Source organism: Rhizobium acaciae, assembly GCF_025941625.1.
GTDB lineage: Bacteria > Pseudomonadota > Alphaproteobacteria > Rhizobiales > Rhizobiaceae > Rhizobium > Rhizobium acaciae.
Window position 1 is genome coordinate 360,044 of sequence record NZ_JAPCZO010000002.1, and the last position, 25,335, is coordinate 385,378.

20 protein-coding genes and 3 pseudogenes are annotated in these 25,335 nt (G+C 61.3%); 8 read left to right on the forward strand and 15 right to left on the reverse strand.

The features are described from left to right. Window positions 1-35: 35 nt before the first annotated feature. The 8 genes from OLZ32_RS05420 to OLZ32_RS05455 all read right to left on the reverse strand — a co-directional run bounded on the left by OLZ32_RS05420 (window position 36) and on the right by OLZ32_RS05455 (window position 11,207). Window positions 36-1,181, reverse strand: coding sequence for a glycosyltransferase family protein (locus OLZ32_RS05420; RefSeq protein WP_264419973.1), 1,146 nt, complete (start codon window positions 1,179-1,181; stop codon window positions 36-38). Next, a complete protein-coding gene (locus OLZ32_RS05425) occupies window positions 1,178-2,425 on the reverse strand; it encodes a glycosyltransferase (protein ID WP_264419975.1) in 1,248 nt (415 codons plus the stop codon). The genes OLZ32_RS05420 and OLZ32_RS05425 overlap by 4 nt, the downstream gene beginning before the upstream one ends. An 8-nt stretch (window positions 2,426-2,433) precedes the next feature. Beyond that, window positions 2,434-3,642, reverse strand: a complete 1,209-nt coding sequence (locus tag OLZ32_RS05430) for a glycosyltransferase family protein (protein ID WP_264419977.1) — start codon at window positions 3,640-3,642, stop codon at window positions 2,434-2,436. 96 nt (window positions 3,643-3,738) lie between these two features. Then, a complete protein-coding gene (locus OLZ32_RS05435) occupies window positions 3,739-4,911 on the reverse strand; it encodes an ABC transporter permease (RefSeq protein ID WP_264419979.1) in 1,173 nt (390 codons plus the stop codon). Then, window positions 4,911-5,909 (reverse strand): ABC transporter permease, encoded by a 999-nt coding sequence (locus OLZ32_RS05440; RefSeq protein ID WP_264419981.1) that lies wholly within the window; start codon window positions 5,907-5,909, stop codon window positions 4,911-4,913. The genes OLZ32_RS05435 and OLZ32_RS05440 overlap by 1 nt, the downstream gene beginning before the upstream one ends. A 3-nt stretch (window positions 5,910-5,912) precedes the next feature. Next, window positions 5,913-7,820, reverse strand: a complete 1,908-nt coding sequence (locus OLZ32_RS05445; protein WP_264419983.1) for an ABC transporter substrate-binding protein — start codon at window positions 7,818-7,820, stop codon at window positions 5,913-5,915. Then, on the reverse strand, window positions 7,820-9,709 hold the full coding sequence (locus tag OLZ32_RS05450) for an ABC transporter ATP-binding protein (RefSeq protein ID WP_264419985.1): 1,890 nt from the start codon (window positions 9,707-9,709) through the stop codon (window positions 7,820-7,822). Before OLZ32_RS05450 ends, OLZ32_RS05445 begins: the two co-directional genes overlap by 1 nt. A gap of 154 nt (window positions 9,710-9,863) precedes the next feature. Continuing rightward, window positions 9,864-11,207, reverse strand: coding sequence for an adenylate/guanylate cyclase domain-containing protein (locus tag OLZ32_RS05455; protein ID WP_026160301.1), 1,344 nt, complete (start codon window positions 11,205-11,207; stop codon window positions 9,864-9,866). Between the two features lie 452 nt (window positions 11,208-11,659). On the opposite strand from OLZ32_RS05455, the gene OLZ32_RS05460 reads away from it, so the two are divergent. Together OLZ32_RS05460 and repC are read left to right on the forward strand one after the other, a co-directional pair. Then, window positions 11,660-12,997 (forward strand): nucleotide sugar dehydrogenase, encoded by a 1,338-nt coding sequence (locus OLZ32_RS05460; RefSeq protein WP_264419988.1) that lies wholly within the window; start codon window positions 11,660-11,662, stop codon window positions 12,995-12,997. A gap of 35 nt (window positions 12,998-13,032) precedes the next feature. Then, a pseudogene (repC, locus tag OLZ32_RS05465) lies at window positions 13,033-13,403 on the forward strand (replication initiation protein RepC); the annotation flags it as partial. Window positions 13,404-13,474: 71 nt separating this feature from the next. On the opposite strand, the pseudogene OLZ32_RS05470 reads toward repC, so the two are convergent. Continuing rightward, window positions 13,475-14,459: pseudogene (locus tag OLZ32_RS05470) on the reverse strand (TIGR03885 family FMN-dependent LLM class oxidoreductase). 49 nt (window positions 14,460-14,508) lie between these two features. Further along, on the reverse strand, window positions 14,509-15,042 hold the full coding sequence (locus OLZ32_RS05475; protein WP_003548402.1) for a DUF4142 domain-containing protein: 534 nt from the start codon (window positions 15,040-15,042) through the stop codon (window positions 14,509-14,511). A gap of 113 nt (window positions 15,043-15,155) precedes the next feature. Between OLZ32_RS05475 and OLZ32_RS05480 the strand changes: the two genes are divergently transcribed. The 4 genes and pseudogenes from OLZ32_RS05480 (at window position 15,156) to OLZ32_RS05495 (ending at window position 17,490) form a co-directional block, all read left to right on the forward strand. Beyond that, entirely contained in the window at window positions 15,156-15,401 is a 246-nt protein-coding gene (locus tag OLZ32_RS05480) for a hypothetical protein (protein ID WP_028743815.1), read from the forward strand. Window positions 15,402-15,447: 46 nt separating this feature from the next. Continuing rightward, window positions 15,448-16,280 (forward strand): annotated as a pseudogene (gene nadE, locus OLZ32_RS05485) (ammonia-dependent NAD(+) synthetase). A gap of 63 nt (window positions 16,281-16,343) precedes the next feature. After that, the gene (locus OLZ32_RS05490) at window positions 16,344-16,928 is read left to right on the forward strand and encodes a cysteine hydrolase family protein (protein WP_028743817.1); all 585 of its coding nucleotides are present in this window, start codon (window positions 16,344-16,346) and stop codon (window positions 16,926-16,928) included. Between the two features lie 187 nt (window positions 16,929-17,115). After that, a complete protein-coding gene (locus OLZ32_RS05495) occupies window positions 17,116-17,490 on the forward strand; it encodes a tudor domain-containing protein (protein WP_028743818.1) in 375 nt (124 codons plus the stop codon). A 71-nt stretch (window positions 17,491-17,561) separates the two neighbouring features. Here OLZ32_RS05495 and OLZ32_RS05500 read toward each other — a convergent pair whose 3' ends face one another. Then, the gene (locus tag OLZ32_RS05500; RefSeq protein ID WP_264419993.1) at window positions 17,562-18,788 is read right to left on the reverse strand and encodes a DUF3095 domain-containing protein; all 1,227 of its coding nucleotides are present in this window, start codon (window positions 18,786-18,788) and stop codon (window positions 17,562-17,564) included. 173 nt (window positions 18,789-18,961) lie between these two features. Here OLZ32_RS05500 and OLZ32_RS05505 point away from each other — a divergent pair, with 173 nt between their 5' ends. Further along, complete coding sequence (locus tag OLZ32_RS05505) at window positions 18,962-19,441, forward strand: class I SAM-dependent methyltransferase (protein ID WP_028743820.1); 480 nt, start codon at window positions 18,962-18,964, stop codon at window positions 19,439-19,441. Window positions 19,442-19,508: 67 nt separating this feature from the next. Here OLZ32_RS05505 and OLZ32_RS05510 read toward each other — a convergent pair whose 3' ends face one another. Both OLZ32_RS05510 and OLZ32_RS05515 read right to left on the reverse strand, forming a co-directional pair. After that, on the reverse strand, window positions 19,509-21,299 hold the full coding sequence (locus tag OLZ32_RS05510) for an ABC transporter ATP-binding protein (protein WP_264419996.1): 1,791 nt from the start codon (window positions 21,297-21,299) through the stop codon (window positions 19,509-19,511). 390 nt (window positions 21,300-21,689) lie between these two features. Then, on the reverse strand, window positions 21,690-22,145 hold the full coding sequence (locus OLZ32_RS05515) for an Rrf2 family transcriptional regulator (protein ID WP_264419998.1): 456 nt from the start codon (window positions 22,143-22,145) through the stop codon (window positions 21,690-21,692). A gap of 131 nt (window positions 22,146-22,276) precedes the next feature. Between OLZ32_RS05515 and OLZ32_RS05520 the strand changes: the two genes are divergently transcribed. Then, window positions 22,277-23,182, forward strand: coding sequence for an NAD(P)/FAD-dependent oxidoreductase (locus tag OLZ32_RS05520; protein ID WP_264420000.1), 906 nt, complete (start codon window positions 22,277-22,279; stop codon window positions 23,180-23,182). A 137-nt stretch (window positions 23,183-23,319) separates the two neighbouring features. Here OLZ32_RS05520 and OLZ32_RS05525 read toward each other — a convergent pair whose 3' ends face one another. Together OLZ32_RS05525 and OLZ32_RS05530 are read right to left on the reverse strand one after the other, a co-directional pair. Continuing rightward, on the reverse strand, window positions 23,320-24,018 hold the full coding sequence (locus tag OLZ32_RS05525; RefSeq protein ID WP_264420002.1) for an RES family NAD+ phosphorylase: 699 nt from the start codon (window positions 24,016-24,018) through the stop codon (window positions 23,320-23,322). After that, window positions 24,012-24,425: an MbcA/ParS/Xre antitoxin family protein gene (locus tag OLZ32_RS05530; RefSeq protein ID WP_264420004.1), complete on the reverse strand. Its 414-nt coding sequence runs from the start codon at window positions 24,423-24,425 to the stop codon at window positions 24,012-24,014. Before OLZ32_RS05530 ends, OLZ32_RS05525 begins: the two co-directional genes overlap by 7 nt. Window positions 24,426-25,335: the final 910 nt, after the last annotated feature.

Sequence of the window (25,335 nt, forward strand, 5' to 3'; positions counted from 1 at the left end):
CGCCGGAACATTGCTTATACCACAGGAATTTTGGATTAGGCGAGGGATTCGGCAATCATGGAGCGAATGATGCCGGCGGTTTTCTCCGCCCCGTCGAGGTCGAGCAAGATCGGCCCCCGTGGCTGTGCGGCGAGCGCCTTTTCGACCGCCTCTTTCACATGGCCCGACGTCAGTCCGTTTTCCGGTAGAATATCGGCGAGGCCGAGCGCCCGCAGCCGTTCGGCGCGCACCGTCTGTTCGGTCTCGCCGCCGGCGACGAAGGGGATAAGGATCGCCCGACACTCGGTGCGCAGGAGATCGCCGACCGTGTTGTAGCCTGCCTGCGAGATCGATACCCTGGCGCCACGCAGGAGCGAGGGAAAGTCCTTTCGGAAGCGCACCAGCGTCACGTTCGGGGCCGCATCCTCTGATAGTGCTGCGAAATCGGCCTCCGGCAGGTTCGGGCCGGCGACCAGCAGCCAGCGAAGATCGTCCGGCAGCAGCGCTGCCGCCTCTTTCGCCGCGCCGATCAGCGCAGCACCGACCGCGCCGCCGCCCGCCGATGCGATGATGTCGAATGTCTCGGTCGGTTCCGGCGCCGGCGGTGGTGCGACGAGGCCGGTATAAACCAGCCTGTCGGCGATCTCTGATGTCAGTGGGAAGGTATCCTCAAGCCTGACGAAACCGGGATCGCCGTGGACGAGCACGGCATCGAAATGCTCCTTGACCAGCGTGACCGTCTCCGCGTCGCGGCCGGCCTTGCGGTTTTCCTGCAGGATGTCGCGCACCGAGCTCAAGAGTTTCGGCCGCGGTTCGGCCTTTTCGATCGCCTCAAGCAAGGGCAGGAGTTCGAAGCGCATCTGTCGCCGACCGAAGGGGAAGGCTTCGATGATGACGACATCAGGTCTTGCGGCATGGAAGGCATCGAGCAGCAGCTGGCGGCGGGCATTGAGGAAATCCTCGCCGGCCGGCCGGCCATCGGCATCGGCAAGGCCGGAGAAACCGGCATTGCTGGCGACAACCGCGGGCAAGGCCACGGTCTTTATGCCTTCGCCCGGAAAGCCCGGCACCGGCAGGCCGCCGGTCACGACAGTCACGTCAAACCCGTCCTTGACCAGCGCATTGGCGATGCGGCTGGCGCGGGCTATGTGGCCGATGCCGAGCAGATGCTGGACATAGAAGAAGATACGCGGTGCCGTCATGACGCCTTCTGCCATTCGGCCTCGAACAGGCCGGTGAGCTGTCTGATGCTGGAGTGATAGTCGAAATATTCGCGCACCTGGCGTTCGGCGGCGTCGCCGAGGCGCTTGCGCAGCGCCGGGTCGCGGATCGCCGCCTCCAGCGCGCTGGCCAGCAGCGCCGGATCCTCCGGCGGTACGACGAGGCCGTTTTCACCGTTCTTCAGGAGCTCCGGCACGCCGGATACGTCGGTCGAGAGGCAGACGAGCCGCTGGCTGGAGGCTTCGACCAGCACGTTCGGCAAGCCGTCGCGGTCGCCGTTGGCGGCGATGCGGCAGGCAAGCGCGAAGAGGTCGGCGCGGCGGTAATGGTCGAGCACGTCTTCCTGCGCCATGGCGCCCTTCCAGACGATGCGGGCGGAGATGCCGAGTTCGGTGGCGAGCGCCTTCAGTTTCGCAAGCTCCTCGCCACCGCCGATATGGTCCATGCGCCAGTGAAGGTCGGCGGGCAGAAGTGCCAGCGCCCGCAGCAGCACGTCGTAACCCTTCTTCTCGACGGCGCGGCCGACGCTGAGGATGAAGGCCGGATCGTCGGGATCGCTGCCGGTCCGGTTCGAACGCTCCCCGGCAAAATGGCCGAAGCGGGCGAGATCGAGACCGTGGTAACTCAAGTGCACGGCCTCCTTGCGTGATGTCAGCGTGCGCATGTGGTCGTAGCCCGTCCTGGTGCAGGTGACGGTCCAGCGGGCGCTGGCGAGTTTCTCCTTCAGCTCCCAGTCGGGCGACGTCCAGATATCCTTGGCATGCGCCGAACAGGTCCAGGGCGTGCCCGTGAGGATGCTCGCATATTCCGTCACCGAGGCCGGCGTGTGGATGAAATGGGCATGCAGCCATTCGCCCTCGTCCGGCCATTCGCGCCCCAGCACCAGCGCCTGGCCGAGACGGCGGAAGCGATTGCGGGAGATGTCGCGCTTGAGGTCGGCGAGGAAGCGTTTCATCAGCGCCTTGAAGCCGGGTTTGGAGAGGCCGGCGATGAGGCCCTTCAGCACGCGGATCGGCTCCTCGTGCAGATATTCCGGCAGATAGACGACGCGCGCCCGGATCTCGTCGTGCACCGGATGGCGCTTCTTGTCGGTCGGTCGGCGCATCGAAATCAGCGTCAGGTCGAAGCCGGCCTTTTCGAGGCCGAGCAGCTCCTGGGCGATGAAGGTTTCCGAAAGGCGGGGATAGCCTTTCAGCACGACGAGGATCTTGCGGCGTGGCGGCAAGGCTTTGCCTATTCCGCGCCGACGAGGGAAAGGTGGCTGCCGCGGCCGTCGATCCACCGGCCGACGGTCTGCGAGATATGGTCGAGGCCTTCGAGACGCATATTGCCGCCGCTCTTCGACGGCGGCTGGCGCAAGGGCAGGCGCTTCAGCGCCTCGGCCATGATGGTCGGATCGACCGACTGTTCCGGCAGCAGCATGTCGACGAGGCCGAGTTCGCTCGCGCGCTTTGCGCGTAGCAGCTGCTCCTCGCGCGGCTTGACGCGCGGCACGATGAGCGCCGGCTTGTCGAAAGAGAGGATCTCGCAATAGGTGTTGTAGCCGCCCATGGCGACGACGCCGGTGGCGCTGTCGATCAGCTCTTCCATGTGATTGTCGAACTCGATCACCTCGATATAGGGAATGGCTTCCCCCTTCTGCACCAGCTTGGCGCGCTCGGCGGCCGGCATATAGGGCCCGAGCACCACGAGCGCCTTCTGCGTCAGCGTCGGATCGGCTTCATAGGCATTCATGACGTCGTGGACGAGATCGGAGCCGTCGCCGCCGCCGCCTGTGGTGACGAGGACGTAATTGTCCTTGCGGGCGTTGATCGAGGTCTTGCCCCTGGAGACGCTGCGCTGCAGGAAGCCGACGAAATCCATCTTCCGGCGCAGGCTGGCCGGCACGTCGAGGCCGATCAGCGGATCGTAGAAATCCGGCGGCCCATAGACCCAGACGCTGTCGTAATACTGGTCGATCTTCTGCATGATGCTGTTTTTCTTCCACTCGGCCTCGAGCAGATGCGGCGCGTCCATGATCTCGCGCAGGCCGAGCACCAGCACGGTGCCGCGGGCCTTGAGATAGGCGAGCGTATCCTCGACCTCGCCCTTCAGTCCCATCGGTTCCTTGTCGACGATGAAGATATCGGGCTGGAAGGTCTCGGCCGTGTGGCGAATGCTCGATTCGCGCATCTTCAGCGTCTCGTGCAGGTCGATATGGCTGGCGAGCGACGTATATTCGCCGTTGCGCAGCTTGATGACGCTCGGGATCTTCACGAAGTCGACGCGGGCGCGGTAGTCGAAGGCGCCGGCGATCGTGGCACCCGAAATGATCAGGATGTTGAGGCCGCGATAATCCTCGACCAGCGCATGGGCAATCGCGCGACAGCGGCGCAGATGGCCGAGACCGAAAGTGTCGTGGCTGTACATGAGGATGCGCGCATCTTCGAGACGTCTGGACATGGGCATCCCTTCTGGGGTGAGCAACATAGTTAGTACCCCCACCGTCCGGAGGCCACGAGGTGGGGGCGGTGCCGTGATGCGCCGCCGCGTTTCCTGCTATTTGTAGGGATCTGCCGCATCACGCAAGCCGTCTCCCAGAAAGTTGAACGCCAAAATGACGAGAACAACAGGAATGATCGGATAGAGCAGCCATGGATAGAAGGCGATGACGCTGACGCTTTTTGCCTCGGTCAGCAGAATGCCCCAGCTGGTGATCGGCGGACGAAGGCCGAGGCCGAGGAAGGAGAGCGCAGTCTCTCCAAGGATCATGCCGGGGATTGAAATCGTCGCCGAAGCAATGAGATGCGACATGAAGCCCGGCACCAGATGCCGGCCGATGATGCGCGGCGTGCTGGCGCCCATCAGCTGTGCGGCCTGGACATAATCCTCCTCGCGCAGCGCCAGGAGCTTGGAGCGCACGGCACGCGCCAGCCCCGTCCAGTCGATGATGCCGAGGATGACGGTGATGCCGAAATAGATGACGATCGGGCTCCACGTCACCGGCATGATGGCGGCCAGCGCCATCCACAGCGGCAGGCTCGGCAGCGATTGCAGCACTTCGATCAGGCGCTGGACGATGAGATCGAAAATGCCGCCGCGATAACCGGCAAGGCCGCCGATGACGATGCCGAGCACGAAGCTGATCGAAATGCCGATCAGACCGATCGTCAGCGATATCCGCGCGCCGTAGAGGATGCGCGACAGCACGTCGCGGCCGAGCCGGTCGGTGCCGAGCAGGAACATCTGCCCGCCGATCGCCGGGCAGACGAGATGGTAGTTCGAGGCGACAACGCCCCAGAATTTATAGGCGTCGCCGCGGCAGAAGAAGCGGATCGGCTGCACGTCGTTCGGCCTGTCGGTATAGACACGGTGCAGCGTGTCGAGATCGAGCGTCATGCCGCGGCCGTAGACGAAGGGACCGACGAAGCTGCCCTTGTCGAAGAAGTGGATGGGCTGCGGCGGCGCATGGATGAAATCGACATTGCGCGTGTGCAGCCCGTAGGGCGCCAGGAACTCGACGATCAGGATCATCAGGTAGACGGCGGCGAGAAAGACGCCGGAGATCAAGGCCAGCTTGTGCTGCTTGAACTTCCACCACATCAGCTTTTTCTGCGAGGCGAGATGGATGCGCGATTGCGCCGCCGTCATCGATTCGGTCGCCTGCGGATCGAAAGGGGCGGTCGAGACGTAGTGCGGCAGCGGCGCGCCGGGTGCGGGAAGGGGCGACATTATTTGGTGCTCCTGCCTTGCAGACGGATGCGGGGATCGAGGAAGCCGAGCGCGATGTCGGAGATCAGCACGCCGATGACGTTGAGGAAGGCCAGGAACATCAGGAAGGAGCCGGCGAGATACATGTCCTGGCTCTGCAGCGCCTTGATGAGCATCGGCCCCGTCGTCTCCAGCGACAGCACGATCGCGACGATCTCGGCGCCCGAAATGATCGACGGCAGGATCGAGCCGATGTCGGCGACGAAGAAGTTGAGCGCCATGCGCAGCGGGTATTTGACCAGCGCCCTGAGCGGCGGCAGGCCCTTGGCGCGGGCGGTGACGACATACTGCTTCTGCATCTCGTCTAGCAGATTGGCGCGCAGTCGCCGGATCATGCCGGCCGTGCCGGCCGTGCCGACGATGATGACCGGGATCCACAGGTGAGAGAGGATCGACCGCGCCTTCTCCCAGCTCATCGGCGCCGAGATATATTGCTGGTCCATCAGGTGGCCGATCGAGATGCCGAACCAGATATTGGCGAAATACATCAGGATCAACGCCAGCATGAAGTTCGGAATGGCGATGCCGAGCAGGCCGAGGAACGTCAGCCCGTAATCACCCCAGCTGTACTGGTGGGTGGCCGAATAGATGCCGATCGGAAAGGCGATCAGCCAGGTGAGCAGGATCGTCGTGAAGGAGACGAGCATCGTCAGCCACAGACGATCGCCGACCACGTCGGAGACCGGCAGCTGGTATTCGAAGGAATAGCCGAAATCGCCGTGCAGCATGCCGCCGACCCAGTAGAAATAGCGCACGATCTCCGGCTTGTCGAAGCCGTATTGCTGGCGCATCTCCTCGATTTCCTGGAGATTGGCGGTCTCGCCGGAGGCACGCAGCTCGGCGATCTGGCTCTCGAAGAAGTCGCCCGGCGGCAGCTCGATGATGGTGAAGACCAGCGCCGAAATGACGAAGAGCGTCGGCACCATGGCGGCGATGCGCCAGAGAATGTATCTGAGCACGCCTCAGGCCTCCTTGTACCAGAATGCATCCGGCATGTAGACGCCGAGATAGGAGGTGGGATCGAAGCCGTAGAGGGCTTTCTCCGGCAGGTTCTGCATCTTGGCGGCGCGAAGGATCGGCTGCAGCGTGCTGTTGATGAGGCCGATGGAGAACACCTGCTGCGTATAGAGCGACAGCATCTTGTGCCAGATCACCTGGCGCTCCTCGAATTTCGCGGTCGAGCCCCATTGGCTGAGCAGTTCGACCAGTTGGGCTGCCTCAGGCAGGTCGGGTGCGACGCCCTCCTGGCCAGCGGAGAGGTAATGCATGCCCCAGAGCGGCCATTGCAGTTGATCGTCGAGCGTCGGCGCCAGGCCTGAGGGCGACATGTCGGCGGTCGGCACGCCATTGTCGAGGCCGTACCAAATCGACATCATGATCGAACCGCTCATGGCGCGGTTGCGGAAGACGTCGCGCTGCGAGGTGCGGGTATAGAGCGCCAAGCCGATATTGGCCCAGTGATCGTGCACCAGCTCCAGCACGTCGGTGTCGAGATTGCTTTCGCCGGCCGTCTCGACGGTGATCTCGGCGCGCCGCCCGTCCGGCAGCAGCCGGATGCCGTCGTCGCCGCGTTTGCTCAAGCCGAGCTCGTCGAGCAGCCGGTTGGCCTCGTCGGGATCGAATTTCACGAAGGCGTCGGCATATTCCTGCTTGAAGAGCGGGCTGTCAGGCAGGACCGTATCGGCGCTTGGCGTGCCAAGACCGTAGAAGGCGACCATATTGATCTCGTGCCGGTCGATCGCCAGCGACAAAGCGCGGCGCAGGCGCACGTCGCGGAAAAGGCCGCGCCACACCTCGTCGGCGCAGTTGAGGTTCGGCAGCAGCGTGATGCGCGAGCCGCGCGCGAGCTTCCAGAGATTGACCTTCACCGGGAAGCGCTTCTCGGCTTCCTTCAGGAAGGTATAGTCGTTGAAATCGATGCCGGTCACCTGCAGGTCGGCCTCGCCTGCACCCGCCTTGGCGGCGATGATCGACGAGGAGGAGACGTTGAGGATGAAACGGTCGAGATAGGGAAGCTGCCTGCCGTTCTCGTCGATGCGGTGGAAGAACGGGTTGCGCTCGAAGACGAACTGCTCGGACGGCAGCGCCGTCGTATTGCGCCAGGGATCGAGCGTCGGCAGGTTCGGATTTTCCGGACGGTAGGAGCGCGCCATCTTGATGTGCAGATCCTGCCATTTCTTGACGCGGTAGGTCTTCATCAGCTCGTCCATCTTCGCCTGGTCGGGCTGGAATTTCTTGTGGAACTGCTTGAGATAATGACCGGGACCGAAGATGACGAGCGGCTGCGGGCCTGCCAGCGTCGGCAGGAACATCGGGTTGGGTTTTTCCCAGGTGTAGCGCACGGTCAGCGGATCGAGCATTTCGAAGCGCGGCAGGCTGCCGTGCGGACGAAGCTCCAGCGCGCCGCCGCCCGGCGTCAGTTTGTCGTTCAGGATGACGTCTTCCCACCAGTAGCGGAAATCGTCGGCCGTGAACGGCTGGCCGTCGGACCACTTATGGCCCTCGCGCAGCGTGAAGGTGAAGACCGTGTCGTCCTCTGACTGGAAACCGGCCAGGATATCCGGCTGGAACTGCAGATGCTTGTTGTAGCCGACCAGACGGGAATAGCCGTAGATCGTCATGAAGCGGATGTCGCGCTGGCTGCCGATGATGGTGCGCACCGTGCCGCCGTAGGCACCCGGTTCGAGCCCCATCTCCTTCAGATTGACGATACGCGGGCGCAGCGGAATGCGCTCGGCCATCGGCGGCAGGCTGCCCGATGTCAGGCGCTCCTTGAGGAATTCCGGCTCGCCGACCTGTCCGGCCCGAAGCACCGCGGGTGCGATCGCAGCACCGACCAGGCCGCCGAGAAACGTGCGACGCGTCACCATCAGCGCAACTCCCTGGCATCGGCGCCTTTGCGGGCGCGCACCAGATGGCCGTCGCCGAGGTCGGCATAAGCAAGCTCGGAAGCGTCGTCGTGCTCGGCGGTGAAGGTCGCGCCCCAGTTCTGCTTGTCGGCGGCGCCGTTTTCCCTGAGCGCCTTGAAATCGAGCGGCCGGTCGAGATCGGGGAAGGGGACGGCGGCGAGCAGCGATTTCGTATAGGGGTGCACCGGATCGCGCAGGATGATCTCGCGCGGCGCGATCTCGACGATGCGGCCCTTGCACATCACCGCGATGCGGTCGGCCATGTAATCGACGACGGCGAGATTGTGCGAAATGAACAGATAGGTCAGCCCCAGTTCTTTCTGCAGGTCCTTCAACAGGTTGAGGATTTGCGCCTGCACGGAGACGTCAAGCGCCGACACCGGCTCGTCGAGGATGACGAGCTTCGGGCCGAGCGCGAGTGCGCGCGCGATTCCGATGCGCTGGCGCTGGCCGCCTGAAAAACTGTGCGGGTAACGGCTGAGATAACGCTTGTCGAGGCCGATTGCCGCCATTAATCCTTCGACCTTGCGCTTGCGCTCGTCACTGTCGCCGCGGTCATGGATTTCGAGCGGTTCACTTAAGATGTTGCGCACCGTCATGCGCGGCGAAAGCGAGGAGACCGGATCCTGGAACACCATCTGGATCTTGGTCCGCATGTCCTGCAGTTCGGCGCCCTTGACGGAGAGGACGTCGATGACCTCCTTGCCATCGTTGAACACCACCGCGCCGCTGTCCGGCGTGATTGCGCGCATCAGGATCTTGCTGAGCGTCGTCTTGCCGCAGCCGGACTCGCCCACCAGGCCCAGACATTCGCCGCGGCGGATGTCGAAGCTGACGTCGTCGACGGCGCGCAGGACGGTGGCTTCATGCTTGCCGAAAAAACTGCGCTTGCGCGTCTTGTAGGTCTTCGAGAGATTGGCGACGGAAAGCAGGATGCCCGGGGCGTCCGCCTGGAGCGGCTTCTTCTTGCCGACCAGGGACTCGAGATTGACCGTCACATCGCGCAGCGCTTTCAGCCGCTCGCCGGGTTTCATGTCGAAATGCGGAACGGCGGCCATCAGGCCCTTGAGGTAGGGATGCTGCGGATTGCGGAAGATATCCTCGACGGGTCCTGCTTCCATGATCTCGCCGTGATAGATGACGACCACCTCGTCGGCCATGTTGGCGACGATGCCGAGATCGTGGGTGATGAGCAGCATCGCCATGCCGAGCTTGGCCTGCAGCTCGCGCAGCAGTTCGAGGATCTGCGCCTGGATCGTCACGTCGAGCGCCGTCGTCGGCTCGTCGGCGATCAACAGCGCCGGCTTGCAGATCAGCGCCATGGCGATCATCGCGCGCTGGCGCATGCCGCCGGACAGTTCGAACGGATACATGTCGTAGGTGCGATGTGGATTGGAGAAGCCGACAAGGCCAAGCATCTCCTCGGTCTTTTCACGGGCTTCCTGCTTGTCGGCTTTAGTATGGATCAGCAGCACTTCGCTGATCTGATTGCCGATCGTGTGCAGCGGCGAGAGCGAGGTCATCGGCTCCTGGAAGATGGTCGCCATGCGGCGGCCGCGCAGGTCGCGCATTTCCTCGCTGTCGCGCGGAAAGGACAGGACATCGGTCGTGCTGCCGTCGAGCGGATCGGTGAAGAGGATGCTGCCCGAGGCCTTGGCCGGATTGGGCAGGATGCCCATGATCGACTGGCTGATCACCGATTTTCCCGAGCCGGATTCACCGACGAGAGCGGTGACCTTGCCCGGAAGAATGCGAAGATTGGCTTGTTTTACGACGCGTAGCCGGTCACCGAAAACCGAGAAGGAGACGTCGAGATTTTCAATACGCAACAGATCCGCTGCAGACGCCATACCAATGAAATTCCCCAGTCTTCTATGTTCCCGTTAAGGCACACTAGCGTACCGCAAACGGGGTGTCCAGTTGATGACAATCATAGAAAAACCTCCACGTCCCGCCGAAGTTCCCCGGGCGAGACGCGCGAATTATCACAGGGGTTGCAGGCTGTTATTGGATGAACTTCTCCATGCTGGTGCGCTCGACATGTTTCTTGGCGTCGCGATGCAGGAGAATGACCTGCTCGGCTTCCGACAGTCCGTTCTGCACGGCCTCGCGGAAGCTCTCGTCGACGTTGATCGCAGGCGCCGGCGCGCGCGGCTGCAGCACGGTCACCTTCTGGCGGACGCCGCGCAGCTTCTCTTCGCCGAGCGTCGTCCATTCGCCGCCGCAATAGCCGGCGAAGGCCTGGCTGGCGACGACCTCGCGGCCGTATTTCTTGGTCAGGATCTGCAGGCGTTGCACCTCGTTGACCGCCGAGCCGAAGGCGGAGAAGGTCAGGCGGTCCTTGAGTCCGACATTGCCGAACATGACGTTGCCGACATGCAGGCCGATGCCGTAGCCGACCCTGGTCATGCCCTTCTGCTCGCGGTCCCTGTTGAGTTCGGCGACCCGTGCCTGCGCCTGATGGACGGCCGAAAGAGCCGCCTCGCAGGCAATTTTCGATGGGTCCTTATGGCGCCCGCAAGGATAGACGGCGAGAAAGCCGTCGCCGAGGAAACTCAGGATCTCGCCGCCATTGCGGTTGAACGGGGCGGCGATCGCGTCGAAGAACTGGTTCAGCGTGTCGATATAGGCCTGCCGGCCTTCCTTTTCGGCATAGACGGTGGATTCGCGCATGTCGCCCATGACCAGCGCCGCCCGGATCGTCTCGCCGTCGCCGCGGCGGATCTGGCCGTTCAGCACCCGCTTGCCGGCGTCGCCGCCGAGATAGGTGGTCAGCATGTTGTTGGCGAGCTTGCCGAGCACCGCCATCTTGGCGGCGACCGCCAGATGGTTCTGCATCCTGAGCAGCGCGTCGATCATGTCGTCGGAAAAGCCGGTGTGATGGTCGGTCGACCAGGAACCCATCATGCCCTGCACCGAGCCGTCGCCGAAGGGCTGCACGAAGGCGAGATAGTCGGTGATGCTGTCCTTGCGCAGGTCCTCGAAAATCGGGAATTCGTTCGGCCCATCCTGCATCAGCCGGCGGCGGATGTGCTGCAGATTGTTGTCGAGCAGGTAATAATAAGGGCTCTGCAGGAAGCGGTCCGGCTTCTGCCCGGCGGGCATGCGGAAGCCCTCGATGGTGACGCCGCTGGCGCGCCGCCAGGTGAAGCTCAGCGCATCGTAGAGCGGGTGCAGCATCGAAAAGGAAAGATGCACGCGCGCAAGTGGCAGGCCCGCGGCAGTCAACCTTTCGCAGAAACCACGCACGATGTTTTCAAGCTCGTCTCCGGCCAGCGAAGAGTTCGTCAGCCATTCAGCGACCCGGTCCAACAGGATGGAGGACACGCTGGATTCGATCGTGCTCATTCTCCGTATGATCCTCATAAGGCACGCCATCCCCAAGAGCCAAAAGTCCCTCGGCCGGCACATTTTCATGCGCAGGTCACAAGGAAATCAGGATGTACGAGCGGTATTATTGTGTCAACGATCTGCCGAAAGCCCGGCAGCGGCGCCCCTCAGCTCCCCCATGGCGGGATCGGACGGGTAGTCCTTTCGCGGTGGTTCATTATCAAAAGTCAAAATAGGGATGCTGCAAGTGCGAAACAATGGGATTGGCATTTTTTTGTGCGCTCAAGTTGCAGCAAGGGGAGCGGCCTGAGTCATTTCGGCCACACCGGTCGGCCCCACCCGATGAGCATCGCAAAGGGTCGCGGCCCTGTTTTCTGCTCCTCTCGTCAGCGGAGAGACGGAGCCCGGGTTTAATTTGCCCGGATCATGCATTAGATCAGCCTTCTCTTCCCCGTTTGAAAGATCCCGCCTTGGCTCTCTCCTCCTTCGATACGCTTTTGCAGAAGATCGAAACCCGCGCGGCGCGCGCCGGCATCATCGGCCTCGGTTATGTCGGCCTGCCGCTGGCTATGGCGGTGGCGCGCAGCGGCTTTGCGGTCACCGGCTTCGATATCGATCCGGGCAAAATGGTGGCGCTCGATGCCCGCCGCTCCTATATCGACGCGGTGAGCGACGAGGCGCTGTCGGCCGAGATCGATGTGGGCCGCTTCAAGGCGACAACCGATTTCGCCGGCCTTGCCGAGTGCGACGTCGTCATCATCTGCGTGCCGACGCCGCTCACCAAGCATCGCGATCCCGACCTTTCCTTCGTCGAGGCGACGTCGCACTCGATCGCCGCGCATTTGCGCCCCGGTCAGCTCGTCGTGCTGGAATCGACCACCTATCCCGGTACGACCGACGACGTGGTGAAGGTCATTCTCGAGGGCACCGGGCTGAAATCCCGCTCGGACTTTTTCGTCGGCTTCTCGCCGGAGCGCGAGGATCCCGGCAACCAGCATTATCATACCGCCACGATTCCCAAGGTCGTCGCCGGCGACGGGCCCGAGGCGCTGGCGCTGATGAAGGCTTTCTATGGCGCGGCGGTATCATCGGTCGTTCCGGTCTCGTCGAATGCCACGGCCGAGGCCGTGAAGCTCACCGAAAACATCTTCCGCTCGGTCAACATCGCCCTCGTCAACGAACTGAAGACCGTCTACGCGGCGATGGGCATCGACGTCTGGGAAGTGATCGACGCGGCCAAGACCAAGCCCTTCGGCTACATGCCCTTCTATCCCGGCCCCGGCCTTGGCGGCCATTGCATCCCGATCGATCCTTTCTACCTCACCTGGAAATCGCGCGAATACGAGCTCCCGACCCGTTTCATCGAGCTCGCCGGCGAGATCAATTCGGCAATGCCGCGTTATGTCGTCGGCAAGCTCGCCGAAGCGCTCGACATTCGCGCCGGCAAGGCATTGAGCCGCAGCAGGGTGCTGGTGCTCGGGCTTGCCTATAAGAAGAACGTCGCCGATATCCGCGAGAGCCCGTCGCTGCGGCTGATCGAGATCATCGAGGAGCGTGGCGGACACGCAGATTACCATGATCCCTTCGTCGCCGAGATTCCGCCGACGCGCGAATACCAGGCGCTGAAAGGCCGCAAGTCGGTGACGCTGACGCCTGACACCATTGCCGGCTACGATGCTGTGCTGGTCGCGACGGATCACGACAGGGTGGATTATGCGGCGCTCGCAAAAAGTGCCACGCTGATCGTCGACACACGCAACGTCTTCAACCGGCTCGGCCTTTCGGCCGATCACGTCATCAAGGCATGATGGAAACGCAGAATCGATTCAAGGGCGAAAGATCTGAGCCAAACAAGCGAGCAGAGCGGAAGGGCGAACCGGAAGTCTTCCCGTTGTCGATGGTTTTGCGGGCCTGCCCCCGATAACCGCATACGGGCCAGGCGGCCCGATCAGTAGCGGGCGGGAAATGATGGCGGCTGCCGTGACCATCCGGCAAATGTTGGGCGTCAGCCCATCGGCCTACTGTGAAGCCCTCGGGCAGGTCGGGGCGGCGATTGCAATCGCCTGCATTCACGAACGGGCGGGCCAGATCAATTCGGCTGGCGGCTACCTTCGGGATTTGACAGCGAAGGCGCGGCGAGGGGAGTTTTCGCTAGGGCCGATGCTTTTTACGCAGCTGAGGGCAAAGGGTGGAGCCGCCAGCACCGGTGCTTGATACAAATATAGGCCTGAAAGAAAAGGATAATTTGAGGGAATCTAAGAAAGTTTCCGGCTGGCGACTTCCGTTTATGAGCGCTGATGGAACAGTGCGGTTTTGGGCAAGACCTCATCTCGCATGAAGTTGATGAAGCCATTCTGGTCTCGACCGACACTGTGCACGTAGACCTCGTCAAATCCGCAGCCCGCGCATTCATTGATGAGGTCGAGGAGGTGGCGACCTTGGGTTACCAAGGGGATTACGTCGTCAATGTCACCTGGTTTTACGTTCCGGGTCGCCTCGTCGAACTCCTTAGGCGTCCTGAGTTCAGCAAGCAGGTCCGGTTGCACCGTGGCGTTCCGCCACTGATCCCAAGCGGCGTGTCGAGCTTCGTCCACCGTCCGCGCCCATGATACCTGGAGCTGAAGTGCCAGAGGCTTGTCCTTGCCGCCCCCAGCGCGAAATGCTTCCACCAGCGGCTTCAGTTCCTCCCGCGGCTTTCGGACAGTCAGCAGCCCGTCAGCCCATGTGCCGAGCCAGCGAGCGGTCTCTGAGGTCAAAGCTGCTCCAAACAGCGCTGGAGGTTTTTCGGGGAGGGTCCAAAGCCTCGCGTCCTGCGCTCTTAAATCCGGTTGATCGCAGTTCAAAACGTCTCCCGTTAGCAGGCGTCTGATCATCTCGGCGCCAGCCTCTGTCCTGAGGTTTCGTTCCGCCTTCTCTGGCCATCCGCGGCCGACGGCCGTCTCATTCAACGCTTCGCCACTGCCCATGGCGATCCACCGCAAGCGATCCGGGAACATTTCGGACAGAGTTGCGATCAGGTGAGCCAGCACCACCGGATGATAGCGCCAGCTTCCCGGTATGGCGAGGCTCCCGAACGGGGCTGTTTGTTTTCGCCATGACTGCGCCGAGCCAAGCCCAGTTATTCCCGGAATTTCCCTGCCTCGCGCTCCACGGCGCAAGGTGGTCCGAGGTCATCACAGCCTGAAATCCGGCCCCCTCCGCTGCCTGAACGTACTCCAGGAGCTGGCTAGGAGAGAATTGCTCGTGCGAAGCGTGGTAGCCGATCAGCATAGCTTGACCAAGAAAAAGCCCCGCCATACCAGCGGGGGCAGGCACACGATTACTTGTTCAGGTCCGTTGCCATCTGAAGATGATGCTCCAAAGCGGGCCGGGTTTTTGCCGCCCAAGCCTTCAGCTCGGCATTTTCACCCTCGTCGCCGTAACGCTTGAACAGATCGACCGCGTCCTCATGCACGTCTTCCTGGTCAGAATGATACTGCTTGGTGAAGTCATCGCCCTGAAGTTTCTTCAGATCGTCCAGCATTCCCTGATGAGAAGAGGACATGGCGGCGGGGATCGTCCCCTTCACCTTTCCGGATGTGACCATAGCCTTCAACTCGTCCGACGTCTTCTGGTGATCGGTCAGCATCTGCTGTGCAAATGCCTTGGTCTTGTCGTCCGACCGTTCCAGGGCGAGCTTGCTGGATTCAATCTCGAACATGTCGCTGCTGGCTGCCTCGAGGACGAAATCTTCGGTCTTCGGTGCGACACCCATCACGGAGTTGACGCCGGTTTTCTCGGCTGTGGACTGGGCGAAAGTAGCGGATCCGGCGGTTGCCATAAGGATAGATGCCAGAATGAGGGTTTTTTTCATGCAGGATACTCCTGTTGTCGATCGCCCCATAAACTTCCGCAACGCAATCGAGTTCCGAGGGAAGGAACAATTTCATATCCTTATGGTTTTCAGCGCAAGCAGGGAGAGCAGTAATGGTAGCCAATGACATTTTGAACGAGGACGTTTCGGATTTCGCGACGCGGCTTGAGGCGATGACGAGCGATGAGGTTTTTGCTGCCATGAGCTCGCTGGAAAAGCATAGCGAGGACGACATCAGGGATCGGGAGGAAACCCTTTCACGGATTACGCTCGTGGAAGAAGAGATCGAAAGGCGCTTTCCTGGGCAAATGCTGACCCCTTACCGGGACTGGAAGAAAGAGCAGCCTCTACTGTCCTGAGTTACCTCGGCAGATAACGATAAGCCAAACAGGCTACGGATCGCAAATGGACCAAGACCAGCTGTCAATATCTCGGACACTCGGGGTCACCACCGATTTCGATGCGGCGCTTGAGGTTCGGCGTCGCATCGATTTCCTGGGGCGTTATCTGCGCCAGGCTTCCTGCCGAACTTTCGTTCTTGGGATAAGCGGTGGCGTCGACTCGCTTGTCGCCGGTCTTCTCGCGCAGACCGCAGTCTCGGAAGTTCGAGCGGATGGATACGATGCACAGTTCATTGCAGTTCGACTGCCGTATGGTGTCCAGGCCGACGAGACAGACGCGCAAAAGTCGCTAGACGTCATTGGCCCGGATCGTGTCGTCACGGTCGATATACAGCCAGCAGCAGACGCCATGCTCACGCGGTCATGGCCGAGGGAGAGGATCTGGTGGAGCCGGCTCGCAAACATTTCCATCTCGGCAACATCAAAGCGCGCCAGCGAATGGTCGCGCAGTACGCGCTGGCTGGGTCAACCAGAGGATTGGTAATCGGGACTGATCAAGCGGCCGAAGCTCTCATGGGGTTCTTCACAAAGTTCGGCGATGGAGCAGCTGACATATTGCCGCTTGCCGGCCTGACCAAACGACGGGTGAGGGCCATAGCCGAGCATATAGGCGCTCCGCGGGAACTGGTATTCAAGGTGCCGACTGCGGACCTTGAATCTGATGCGCCTCTTCGTCCCGATGAAGATGTCTATGGCGTCACCTACGACGACATTGATGATTTTCTTGAGGGGAAGGCGATCGCCGAGCCAGCAAGGCAGCGTATTCTGAAAACTTACTGGGCAAGTGCGCACAAACGCGCGCTGCCCGTGGCGCCGATCGACGAAATAGCGGGGTGAAAAGCGTCGGCCGCCATAGGAACCGCAGTCTGTGATGTTGGTTCGTGTTGGAGGGAGGAGACGATGAACAACAGCCACTGGATTCACTTGTGCATCGATATGCAGCGGATGTTCGCGGAAAACACGCCCTGGCATGTGCCGTGGATGAAGGAGGTCTCGCCTCAGATCCAGGAAATTTCGCAGCGCTATCCGCAGCGCACGGTGTTCACGCGCTTCGTGCCGCCCAAGCGGGCAGAGGACATGCATGGCATGTGGCGGAGCTACTACGAGAAATGGGACACCATGACACTCGAACGACTGGGACCAGACATGGTCGATCTCGTCCCGTCACTCAAGGCGTTGGTTCCACCCGCCCGGATCTTCGACAAGATGACCTATTCGCCGTGGACCACCGGCGAGCTTCACCGCGTCCTGGCAGGGGAAGGGGTTCAGACCCTCGCGATCTCGGGCGGGGAGACGGACGTATGTGTGCTGGCTGCAGCCCTTGGAGCTATTGACCTTGGCTATCGTGTCATCCTTCTGAAGGACGCCGTTTGTAGCGGTGCCGATGATACTCATGACGCCTCGCTGGAATTGTTGGGGGATCGGTTCTCGGTGCAGTTGGAAATCTCGTCGACGGAGGACGTTCTCCGTCAGGTATGTGAATGATCTCAATCAAATCACGCAGCTTTCTGGTCGAGCCTATAGCTACGACGACAACGGCAATCTTCTCCGATGGTGAGCGGACTTACTCCCTTTCTGTTGTTAAGGCAGACTTCATCACTGCGCTTTAAGCTGCTGATCTTGCCACAACCATTTTGGGGGCGGATTGGATGAGTTCTAAGGGAGGACTATCTTGAAGAGTTCTGTTGCTGCGGCTATCGCAATCGGTGTCATGTGCTCCTGCGCTTCTGTCGCATCCGCGCAGACCAAAGGCGACTGGGTTCTCGGAAACTACAAGGGGGCCGGTTATTGGTTCCCTGGCGTTATCGACAGTGCCTCGGGCGAGAAGGTCACGATCCGATATGACGACGGCGATAAGGAAACTGTTTCCTTGAGCGAGGTGCGTCCTTACAACTGGGTCATCGGCATGAAGGTCGAGTGCAATTACAAGGGTGCTGGCGATTGGTATGCAGGCAAGATCACCTCGCTTGGCGGCGAGAAGATTGGTATTGCCTACGATGACGGCGACAAGGAAACCACAAGAACCGGTCGCTGCCGTTCCCGATAAAGTCTTTGCATGAACCCATGCGAAATCAGCCCGTCGCCGTCAAAGCGACGGGTTTATTTTTCCTCCGACGATCACGTTTGATGCGGCGCCGGCGCCAGCATCTTGCCGGTCATCCGGCTTGCGGCCACCGCATAACCGCCGGCCGCACCGTCGATGAAATGCATGTGGTCGCGCGAGATCGGCGTCGGCACGAAGCAGGTCATCAGCGCCGAGGCCTGCCGATGCAGGCCGTAGCGGACAATGCCCTTGGCCCGTGCCGCTTCCAGTAGCGTCTCGATCCGTTTCAGATGTTCGGCGTCGACGTCGATCGTCATCTTCAGCCCGTCATCGAACTTGCGGAAATCGGAATTGCCGGCGACGTCGCGCTTGTAGCGGCGGGCGTCGAAGCGGCCGAGCGGAATGCCGAGCTTGTGGCACACGACCGTGATGGCGAGCTGCATGAAGATGATGAGCTTCTGCCGCAATCGCCGGCCAGCCGGCGCGGTGGCCTTGGCTTCGCGGTTGATGCCGTGCAGCGAGAAGGCAAGGTTCGGACCATCGGCCGGTACCGGATGGCTGTCCCGGTTCTGCTCGGTGGTGATGGCGACGATGCCGTTGACGAGGTCGCGGAATTCCTGTCCCGGCCGGCCTTCGCCCGGAACCGCGATGATCGAGACGATCTCGCCGTGCCTGGCGTCGATCGGGCTCCAGCGGCAGGAAAGGCCGGTGAGATCGGGGCGCGTTCCCGGGGCCGCGCGATCGATGCCGTAGCGGCCGAGCTTCATCTGTCTTTCTGCCCAGCTGGTGCCGCCGCCCCAGAACATCGCATAGGTGACATAAGGGCTTGCGGAGTAACGCGCGACGCGGACGTCGAGGCCCTCGGCGCGGGTGTCGGCGACCGGCACGATGGCGATGCGCAGCGTCAGGCCCAGATCCTCCTCGACCCAGACCTGCACGGCGGCAAGGGCGTCGCGCGCTGCCTTTTCCAGCGAGCCCGGAAGCGCGATCAGCGCGCCGTCGCCGCCGAAGACGAAGGGATAATCGCCCTTGTCGACGGAATTCAGCACCGCCGAAATGACGCTGGCGCCCGCCATGTTGACGTCCTTGTAGCGGCCGGCAGCGATCGCCGGCGTCGAGCCGACGATGTCGGCCAGCGCCAGCACCCATCCGTCCGGCAACGGTCGGTAATTGGCGGCGTCGGTCACGCCCTCGAATTCGCTGAACAGCGGCACTTCGGCAAAGAAGGTTTCGTCGGTCACGGTTTTCATGTCATCGAGCTTAGCACAGACCCATGTTGCCACTGCAACGCCAATTCCCATTTACGGCAATCGACTTGGCAAGGTTTCATGTGTTAGAGCATTTCGTGCTTTTTCGGACGTACGGAAATGCGCTATCTTTTTGTTTTTACGCAATTCCGGACGCAAAACCGCTCTCGCACTTTTGCTGGAATTCCTCCAGGACCGCCGACGATTTCATGACGGATTTAGATTAGATGAGCCGCCTCGACAGCTTCATTCGCCGGTTGACGGCTCAACGCGACATCTTGAACTCGATCATCGATCTGGTGGGGGAAACGCCAGGCCCGGTGCTGGAGTTCGGCCTCGGCAACGGCCGCACCTATGATCACCTGCGCGAGAATTTTCCGGGCCGGCGCATCGTCGCTTTCGACTGGGAAGTCCGTTCCTATTCGGCCTCGACACCAGCGGCGGAAGACATGGTGACCGGCAATATCCGCGAGTCCGGCCAGGCCTTCGTCGGCATCGGCGCGGCCCTTGCCCATGCCGATATCGGCACCGGCCATGACGAGATCGACGCGGTGACGCTGACCTGGCTGCCGCAGCTGATGGCCGGCGTGCTCGCCCATGACGGCATCGCCGTCAGCGGGCTGCCGCTGGAGCATCCCGAGCTGACGGCGCTGCCGCTGCCAGACGGCATCAAGGAAGGCCGCTATTTCCTGTATCGCAGGACGTAGCATCAGCAATTGAAAGTGTAAGAGCGCCGCGGCTCTCGAAAAGACGCGCGGCGCTGTCGTGTGTCGGTTACGCCACCAGACCCTTGGTCAGTTCCAGCGCCTGCCGTTCGAACAGCCGGCGATAGATACCGTTATTGAGCCTGATCAGCGCCTGGTGGTCGCCTTCTTCGACAATCTTTCCCTTGTCGAAGACCAGCAGCCGGTCGAGCGCCCGCACCGTGGACAGCCGGTGGGCGATCACCAGCGTCGTGCGGCCGTTCATCAGGCGTTCCATGGCCTGCTGGATCTGCACTTCGCTCTCGCTGTCGAGGCTCGACGTCGCCTCGTCGAGGATCAGCACCGGCGCATCGGCCAGGAAGGCCCGGGCAATGGCGACACGCTGCCGCTCGCCGCCCGACAGCTTGACCCCGCGTTCCCCCACCATCGTCTCATAGCCCTTGGGAAGGTCCATGATGAAGTCGTGGGCACTCGCCTGTTTCGCCGCCTGCTCGATCTGGCGCCGCGAGGCGTTCGGCCGGCTATAGGCGATGTTTTCCGCCAGCGTGCGGTGGAACAGGATGGGCTCCTGCTGCACGATGGCGATCTGGCCGCGCAGGCTGGATTGCTTGACCGCTGCGATATCCTGCCCGTCGATGCGGATTTCGCCCGCGTTGACGTCATAGAGGCGCTGGATGAGCTTGACGAAGGTCGTCTTGCCCGAGCCCGAATGTCCGACCAGGCCGACGCGCTCACCCGGTTTGATGGTGACCGAAAAGTCCTCATAAAGCGGGGTGGGATGCGCGCCATACTGGAAGGTGATGCGATCGAAGACGATCTCGCCCTCGCCAATCTCGATCGGGGTGGCGTTCGGCTTGTCCTCGATGCCGAGCGGCATCTTGTCGAGCAGCACCAGCTCTTCCATGTCGTTGACGGCCCGCTGCAGATTGCGGATGTCCTGGCCGACATTGCGCAGATAGCCTTGCAGGACGAAGAACATGGCCAGCACGAAGGTGATGTCGCCAGGCGTCGCCAGCCCCTGCCGCCACATGATCAAGCCCGTTCCCAAGATACCTGCCTGCATCGAAACCATCAGGAAGCCCTGGATCGTGCCGCTCAACGTGCCGCGCTTCCATGTCCGCCGCGTGCGGCTGTCCCATTTGGCCATCACGTGGCGCAGGCGCACCTCTTCGCGGCCTTCGGCGCCGAAGGCCTTGACCACCGAATTGCAGCTGATGGCATCCGCCAGTGCGCCACCAAGCTTGGTGTCCCAGGCATTGGCAAGCCTTGCCGCCGGCGACACGAAGCCCATGGAAAGCGCCACGGTCACACCGATATAGATCAGCGAGCCCGCAGCCACGATCAGGCCCATGATCGGCCAGTAGCTGCCGAGCACGATACTGGCGCCAACCAGCATGACGATGGACGGCAGCAGGGCGACCAGCAGCAGGTCATTGAGCTGGTCGAGTGCCCACATGCCGCGGGTGATCTTGCGCACCGTCGAACCGGCAAAGCTGTTGGCGTGCCAGTCGGTCGAGAACCGCTGCACCTTGTGGAAACCGTTATTCGTCACATCCGCCATGGTGCGCAGCGTCAGCCGGATGATGCCGTTGAAGATGAACCAGCGCAGCGCCACGCTGGTCAGGCCCAGTGCCACGACGATGACGAAGGCGCGCAGCGCCCGGTCAGCCGCATTGCTGCCGGCAATGGCATCGACGATCTGGCCGGAAAAAACCGGCACCATGACTTCGGCCAGCGTGCTGGCAATGACCAACACGATGATAACGCCCACCAATGCTGGCCGATGGCGCCAATGATGGAAAACAAAGCCGAGCACATGGCGATAGGCATCGGCGCGGAAATCGAGCTTCTTGCGAGTCATTTTAATCGCTCGGCGCCGTGTCGGCGACCGGTCCTCAAAATAGAGAGTTGGATGGCACAGCCCAAGCGGGAGACGAAATGATCCCGCCGGATCAATCGGGCTATGAATTAAGGGAAAACCGCATGTCGGGCGCGCTTGAGGCGGGCCGCGAATGGAAATGACCTAGTGTCGGGACATTCCGCACGGGAAGGCTTCGATGATTGCTGGTGTCATGCAACGCCTCCCTTATGTTCGAACTAAAGCGGTCAGCGTTTTGTACCGAAGCAATTCGATATTGCCAAGCGGATATTTGCAACCTTACGGAAAGTGATGCGGAAACGACACACCTTGGTGAGCTTGCCGGTGGACGGCTCGGTCGGCGTGCTCGCCCCACGGGCGGCGCCGGCCCGTTCAGGAGGCGCAGGAATAGGATGTGGCCGGGCGCGCGGTCAGTTTTGCCTCGAAGTCGGCGGCGATCTTGTCCAGCGTCACGCTGTCCAGCCGCTGAAGCAGCAGGGCCTGGGCTTCCTTCATCGCGTCGCCGAGGGCGACATTCACCGCCTGTTCCACCAGGCATTGCGGCTGGTCGTCGGCCGGGCCGATGGCGAAGAGATGCGGTTCGCCGATGGCACGGTAGACGTCGAGCAGGGTGATGTCGGACAAGGGACGCACCAGCGTCCAGCCGCCGCCATGGCCCTTTTCGGAGCGGACGTAGCCTTGTTCACGAAGGCCGGCCATGGTGCGGCGGACGACGACCGGATTGGTATTCAGCATTTTCGCAATCATGTCGGAGGTCGCCGAATGCTGGTGCTTATCCATGTGGATCAGCACGTGCAGCATGCGTGAAAGGCGGCTGTCATTGCGCATGGGTCTCTTCCTGTCGATCAGACGGGTCATTATCGCAAAGGGATCGTAACAAGACAAGTAACATGATGCTTGACGCCGTTGGTTCATGTAACTTATGTTGAGTCATGAGTTCAATATCAAGGAAGAGTTCCATGTCGTTCGAAGCCATCGTCATCGGCGGAAATTTTGCCGGCCTGTCGGCAGCCATGCAGCTGGCCCGGGCGCGGCGGCGGGTTCTGCTTGTTGACGCCGGCGCGCCGCGCAATCGGTTTTCTAAAGCTTCGCACGGGTTCCTCGGCCAAGACGGCCAAACGCCGGCGGCGATCATGCAGGAGGGAAAACGGCAGCTTTCGCTTTATCCGACCATCACCATCCGCGAGGGGAAAGTCGTCCGGGCCCACAGCGATGGTGACGCCTTCACTATCGGCACCGAAGACGGCGGTGAAGAACGAGCCGCGCGCATCGTGCTCGCAACCGGCGTCAGCGACACGCTGCCCGAAATCCCCGGCCTCAAGGAGCGATGGGGCCGCTCCGCGCTGCACTGCCCCTATTGCCACGGTTTTGAGGTCGGCGGCGGCAAGCTCGGCGTTCTCGCAAACCATCCGCATTCGGCCCATTCGGCCATGATGATCCCGGACTGGGGCACAACGACCTTTTTCACCCAGGCGCTGTTCGAGCCCGACGAAGAGCAATTGGTGAAGTTGACGGCTCGTGACGTCCGGATCGAACGCAGCCCTATCGTCGAATTGTTGGGCGACGATCCGAAGCTTGAGGCCGTTCGCCTCGCCGATGGCCGCATCGTGCCGCTCGATGCCGTCTTCGTCGCGCCGAAAACGGCGATAGCGAGCCCGATTGCCGAACAGCTCGGCTGCGCCTTCGACGAGGGCCCGTTCGGGCCAATCATCCGGATCGCCGATAACAAGGAAACCACCGTCAAGGGTGTCTTCGCCGCCGGCGATGCGGCAAGCGCCATGCACAATGCCACGCTTGCCTCCGCCTCAGGCGTGCTCGCCGGCGTGCACTGCCATCAATCGCTTGTCATGCAGTCTGCCGCATAAGGCGGAAGCAGCACGTCAAGCGGGTAAAATTGCCCCAGCAGGTCAGGTCCCATTGCTTCGTGTGGCGCGGAACCGCCTGATTACCGCTCAAACATACAAATCCGGCAATATGGGAGCAGAATTGCCACGGCCACCGGTTAACTTACCGCCAGTACCGCCCCGGTGTCGTACTGACGCACGAAATCCACCCGCATGCCGTTCCAGTGATAGCAGTAATGCCGCCCTTGGGTAGGAATGGTTATGGCGTCCGGCCAGAAGATGCCGATACAACGTCCACCGGGCATTCGAACGCTGTTCCACAAGAGACCATCGCTTCCCCCTGCACGAAGTTCGCGTCCCGCAATCTGGGAAGCGGTGTAATCGTCCGTATGCAGGGCGCCAGGCACCGCGTTCACGTCGTCCAGTCCTCGGTCCACGCTGCCCACCAGGACACAAAAGTCCGATGTCCACCCCGGACGCTGGGGCGTTGAGCTCATGAACTTCTGATGATGATGTATTGTTTCGGCGACAGCGACTTCTTCACTGTCACCTGCATAGTAGATACCGTAGCTTCCGTCCGTGAAGCGTCCCGGCCGCCCCGTTGAGCAATGGACGAAGGGGGCCATTACATAGCTAGCGCCGGTGCCCGAAACGCGACAATTCGCGGGCACCTTTCCAAGATCGCCCACCTCAAATCGAATGCGCGGATTGGTTTTCGCCTCGACGGCCACAAGGGCCTCCCAGTCGCGGGGGTCGGCGATGTCCTCGAACAAATCGATGGGCGGATGGATCGATCTAATGATGCGATAGGTTTTCGGCCACTGTACGTGGGAGTGGACAGCAAGGCCACTTACCATGCGCTCCGTTCCGCATCGAGCCATTCACGCATCACGGCAAGATCAGAAAGCTCGCCCTGAAGCATCACGTCCAGCGCCGACTTGCCGCCGAAGGCCATATTGGGTGCTTTGATCCACTCATATCCTCTTGAGGTGTCCTTAAACAGATGTCGCACCCCCTTGTGGATACCCATCAGGTGAGCCATCCGCATTTTCAGGTCTCGATCGACACGTCCCACCTTGCCTTCTTTCCACCGTGCCCATGTGCGGGCCGACAAACCTCCGAGCAAGGTGCAGGCCTGGGCCTCCGTGAGCTTCCAGGCGTTGAAAAGGTTTACCGTCGTGCGGGCGAGCGCCCCTGCTTCCGCATCGGTGATTTCAGCCGATGTTCTGTTAAAGGGAGTCGAAGCAATAGGTTGAAGCTGCATGGCATCCTCTATTTCTGGCAGAAAGATAGCATATTGTTGCCAATTGGCAAATCCATCTCCTTAAACGACCGCATCACGAGAAGGCTCAAGCGTTCGCTTCAACTCATCGCCTCACGAGGCTGGTCGTGAATGCGGCGCGTGATGAGGGGTGTAACTGGCGCGCGGATGGATCATTATTGACGCTGAGGCGGCCCAAACTCCAAAACTGCTCCTTGAAAGGGGGGCTCTGATGGAGAGGCAGGCAGAAAGAGAAAAGGCGGGCCAGGTAGCCGCCTCCAAGGCGGGTTTTCATCAGAGCGATGTCAATCACTCGCCACAGGAAATAGCAGCGGATCGAGAGTAACAGGTTCCTCATCGATCCACCAAAATGCTGAGCTGCGATTGCAGCGATCCAAAGCGGAGCGATAGGCGTCCTTCCTTCGCCTGCAGAACTGGGAGGTTGACCGAAAGTCCAAAACACAGGGGCAGTAGGTTCCGTTCCACTGTCTTTGCGTTCAGCCGTTGCTTCCAGAGTAATCGGCCGCCTTTTATCGAGTGGAGATCAGACTCCGCCCGCCGTCCTTGTCGAAGCTTTGAGCAGGCCGATGTCATCAACGCCTTTTCCGTCCTCTATACGGTCACGACGTCGCGGAACACATGATGCGGGAGGGGCTGACCGTTCCGGCGGAATGGCCAAACAGCAGGTCCGAATTGATCCGCTATAAGGCAGAGCGCCGGAAATTTAACATTTTGTTCCTGACGATCGCTTACGCGAACAGGACCCGGCACGACCAGGTTTCGGAAATTGGGAGTTCGCCGGCTATTTGAAACGGCTGGCAGGCGAACCTAACTTCTATAAGGCGTCAATGATCCCGTTACCGTATGGAAAATGGGAACATTGAACTGGCCGTTGAATTGATGTAAACAATTT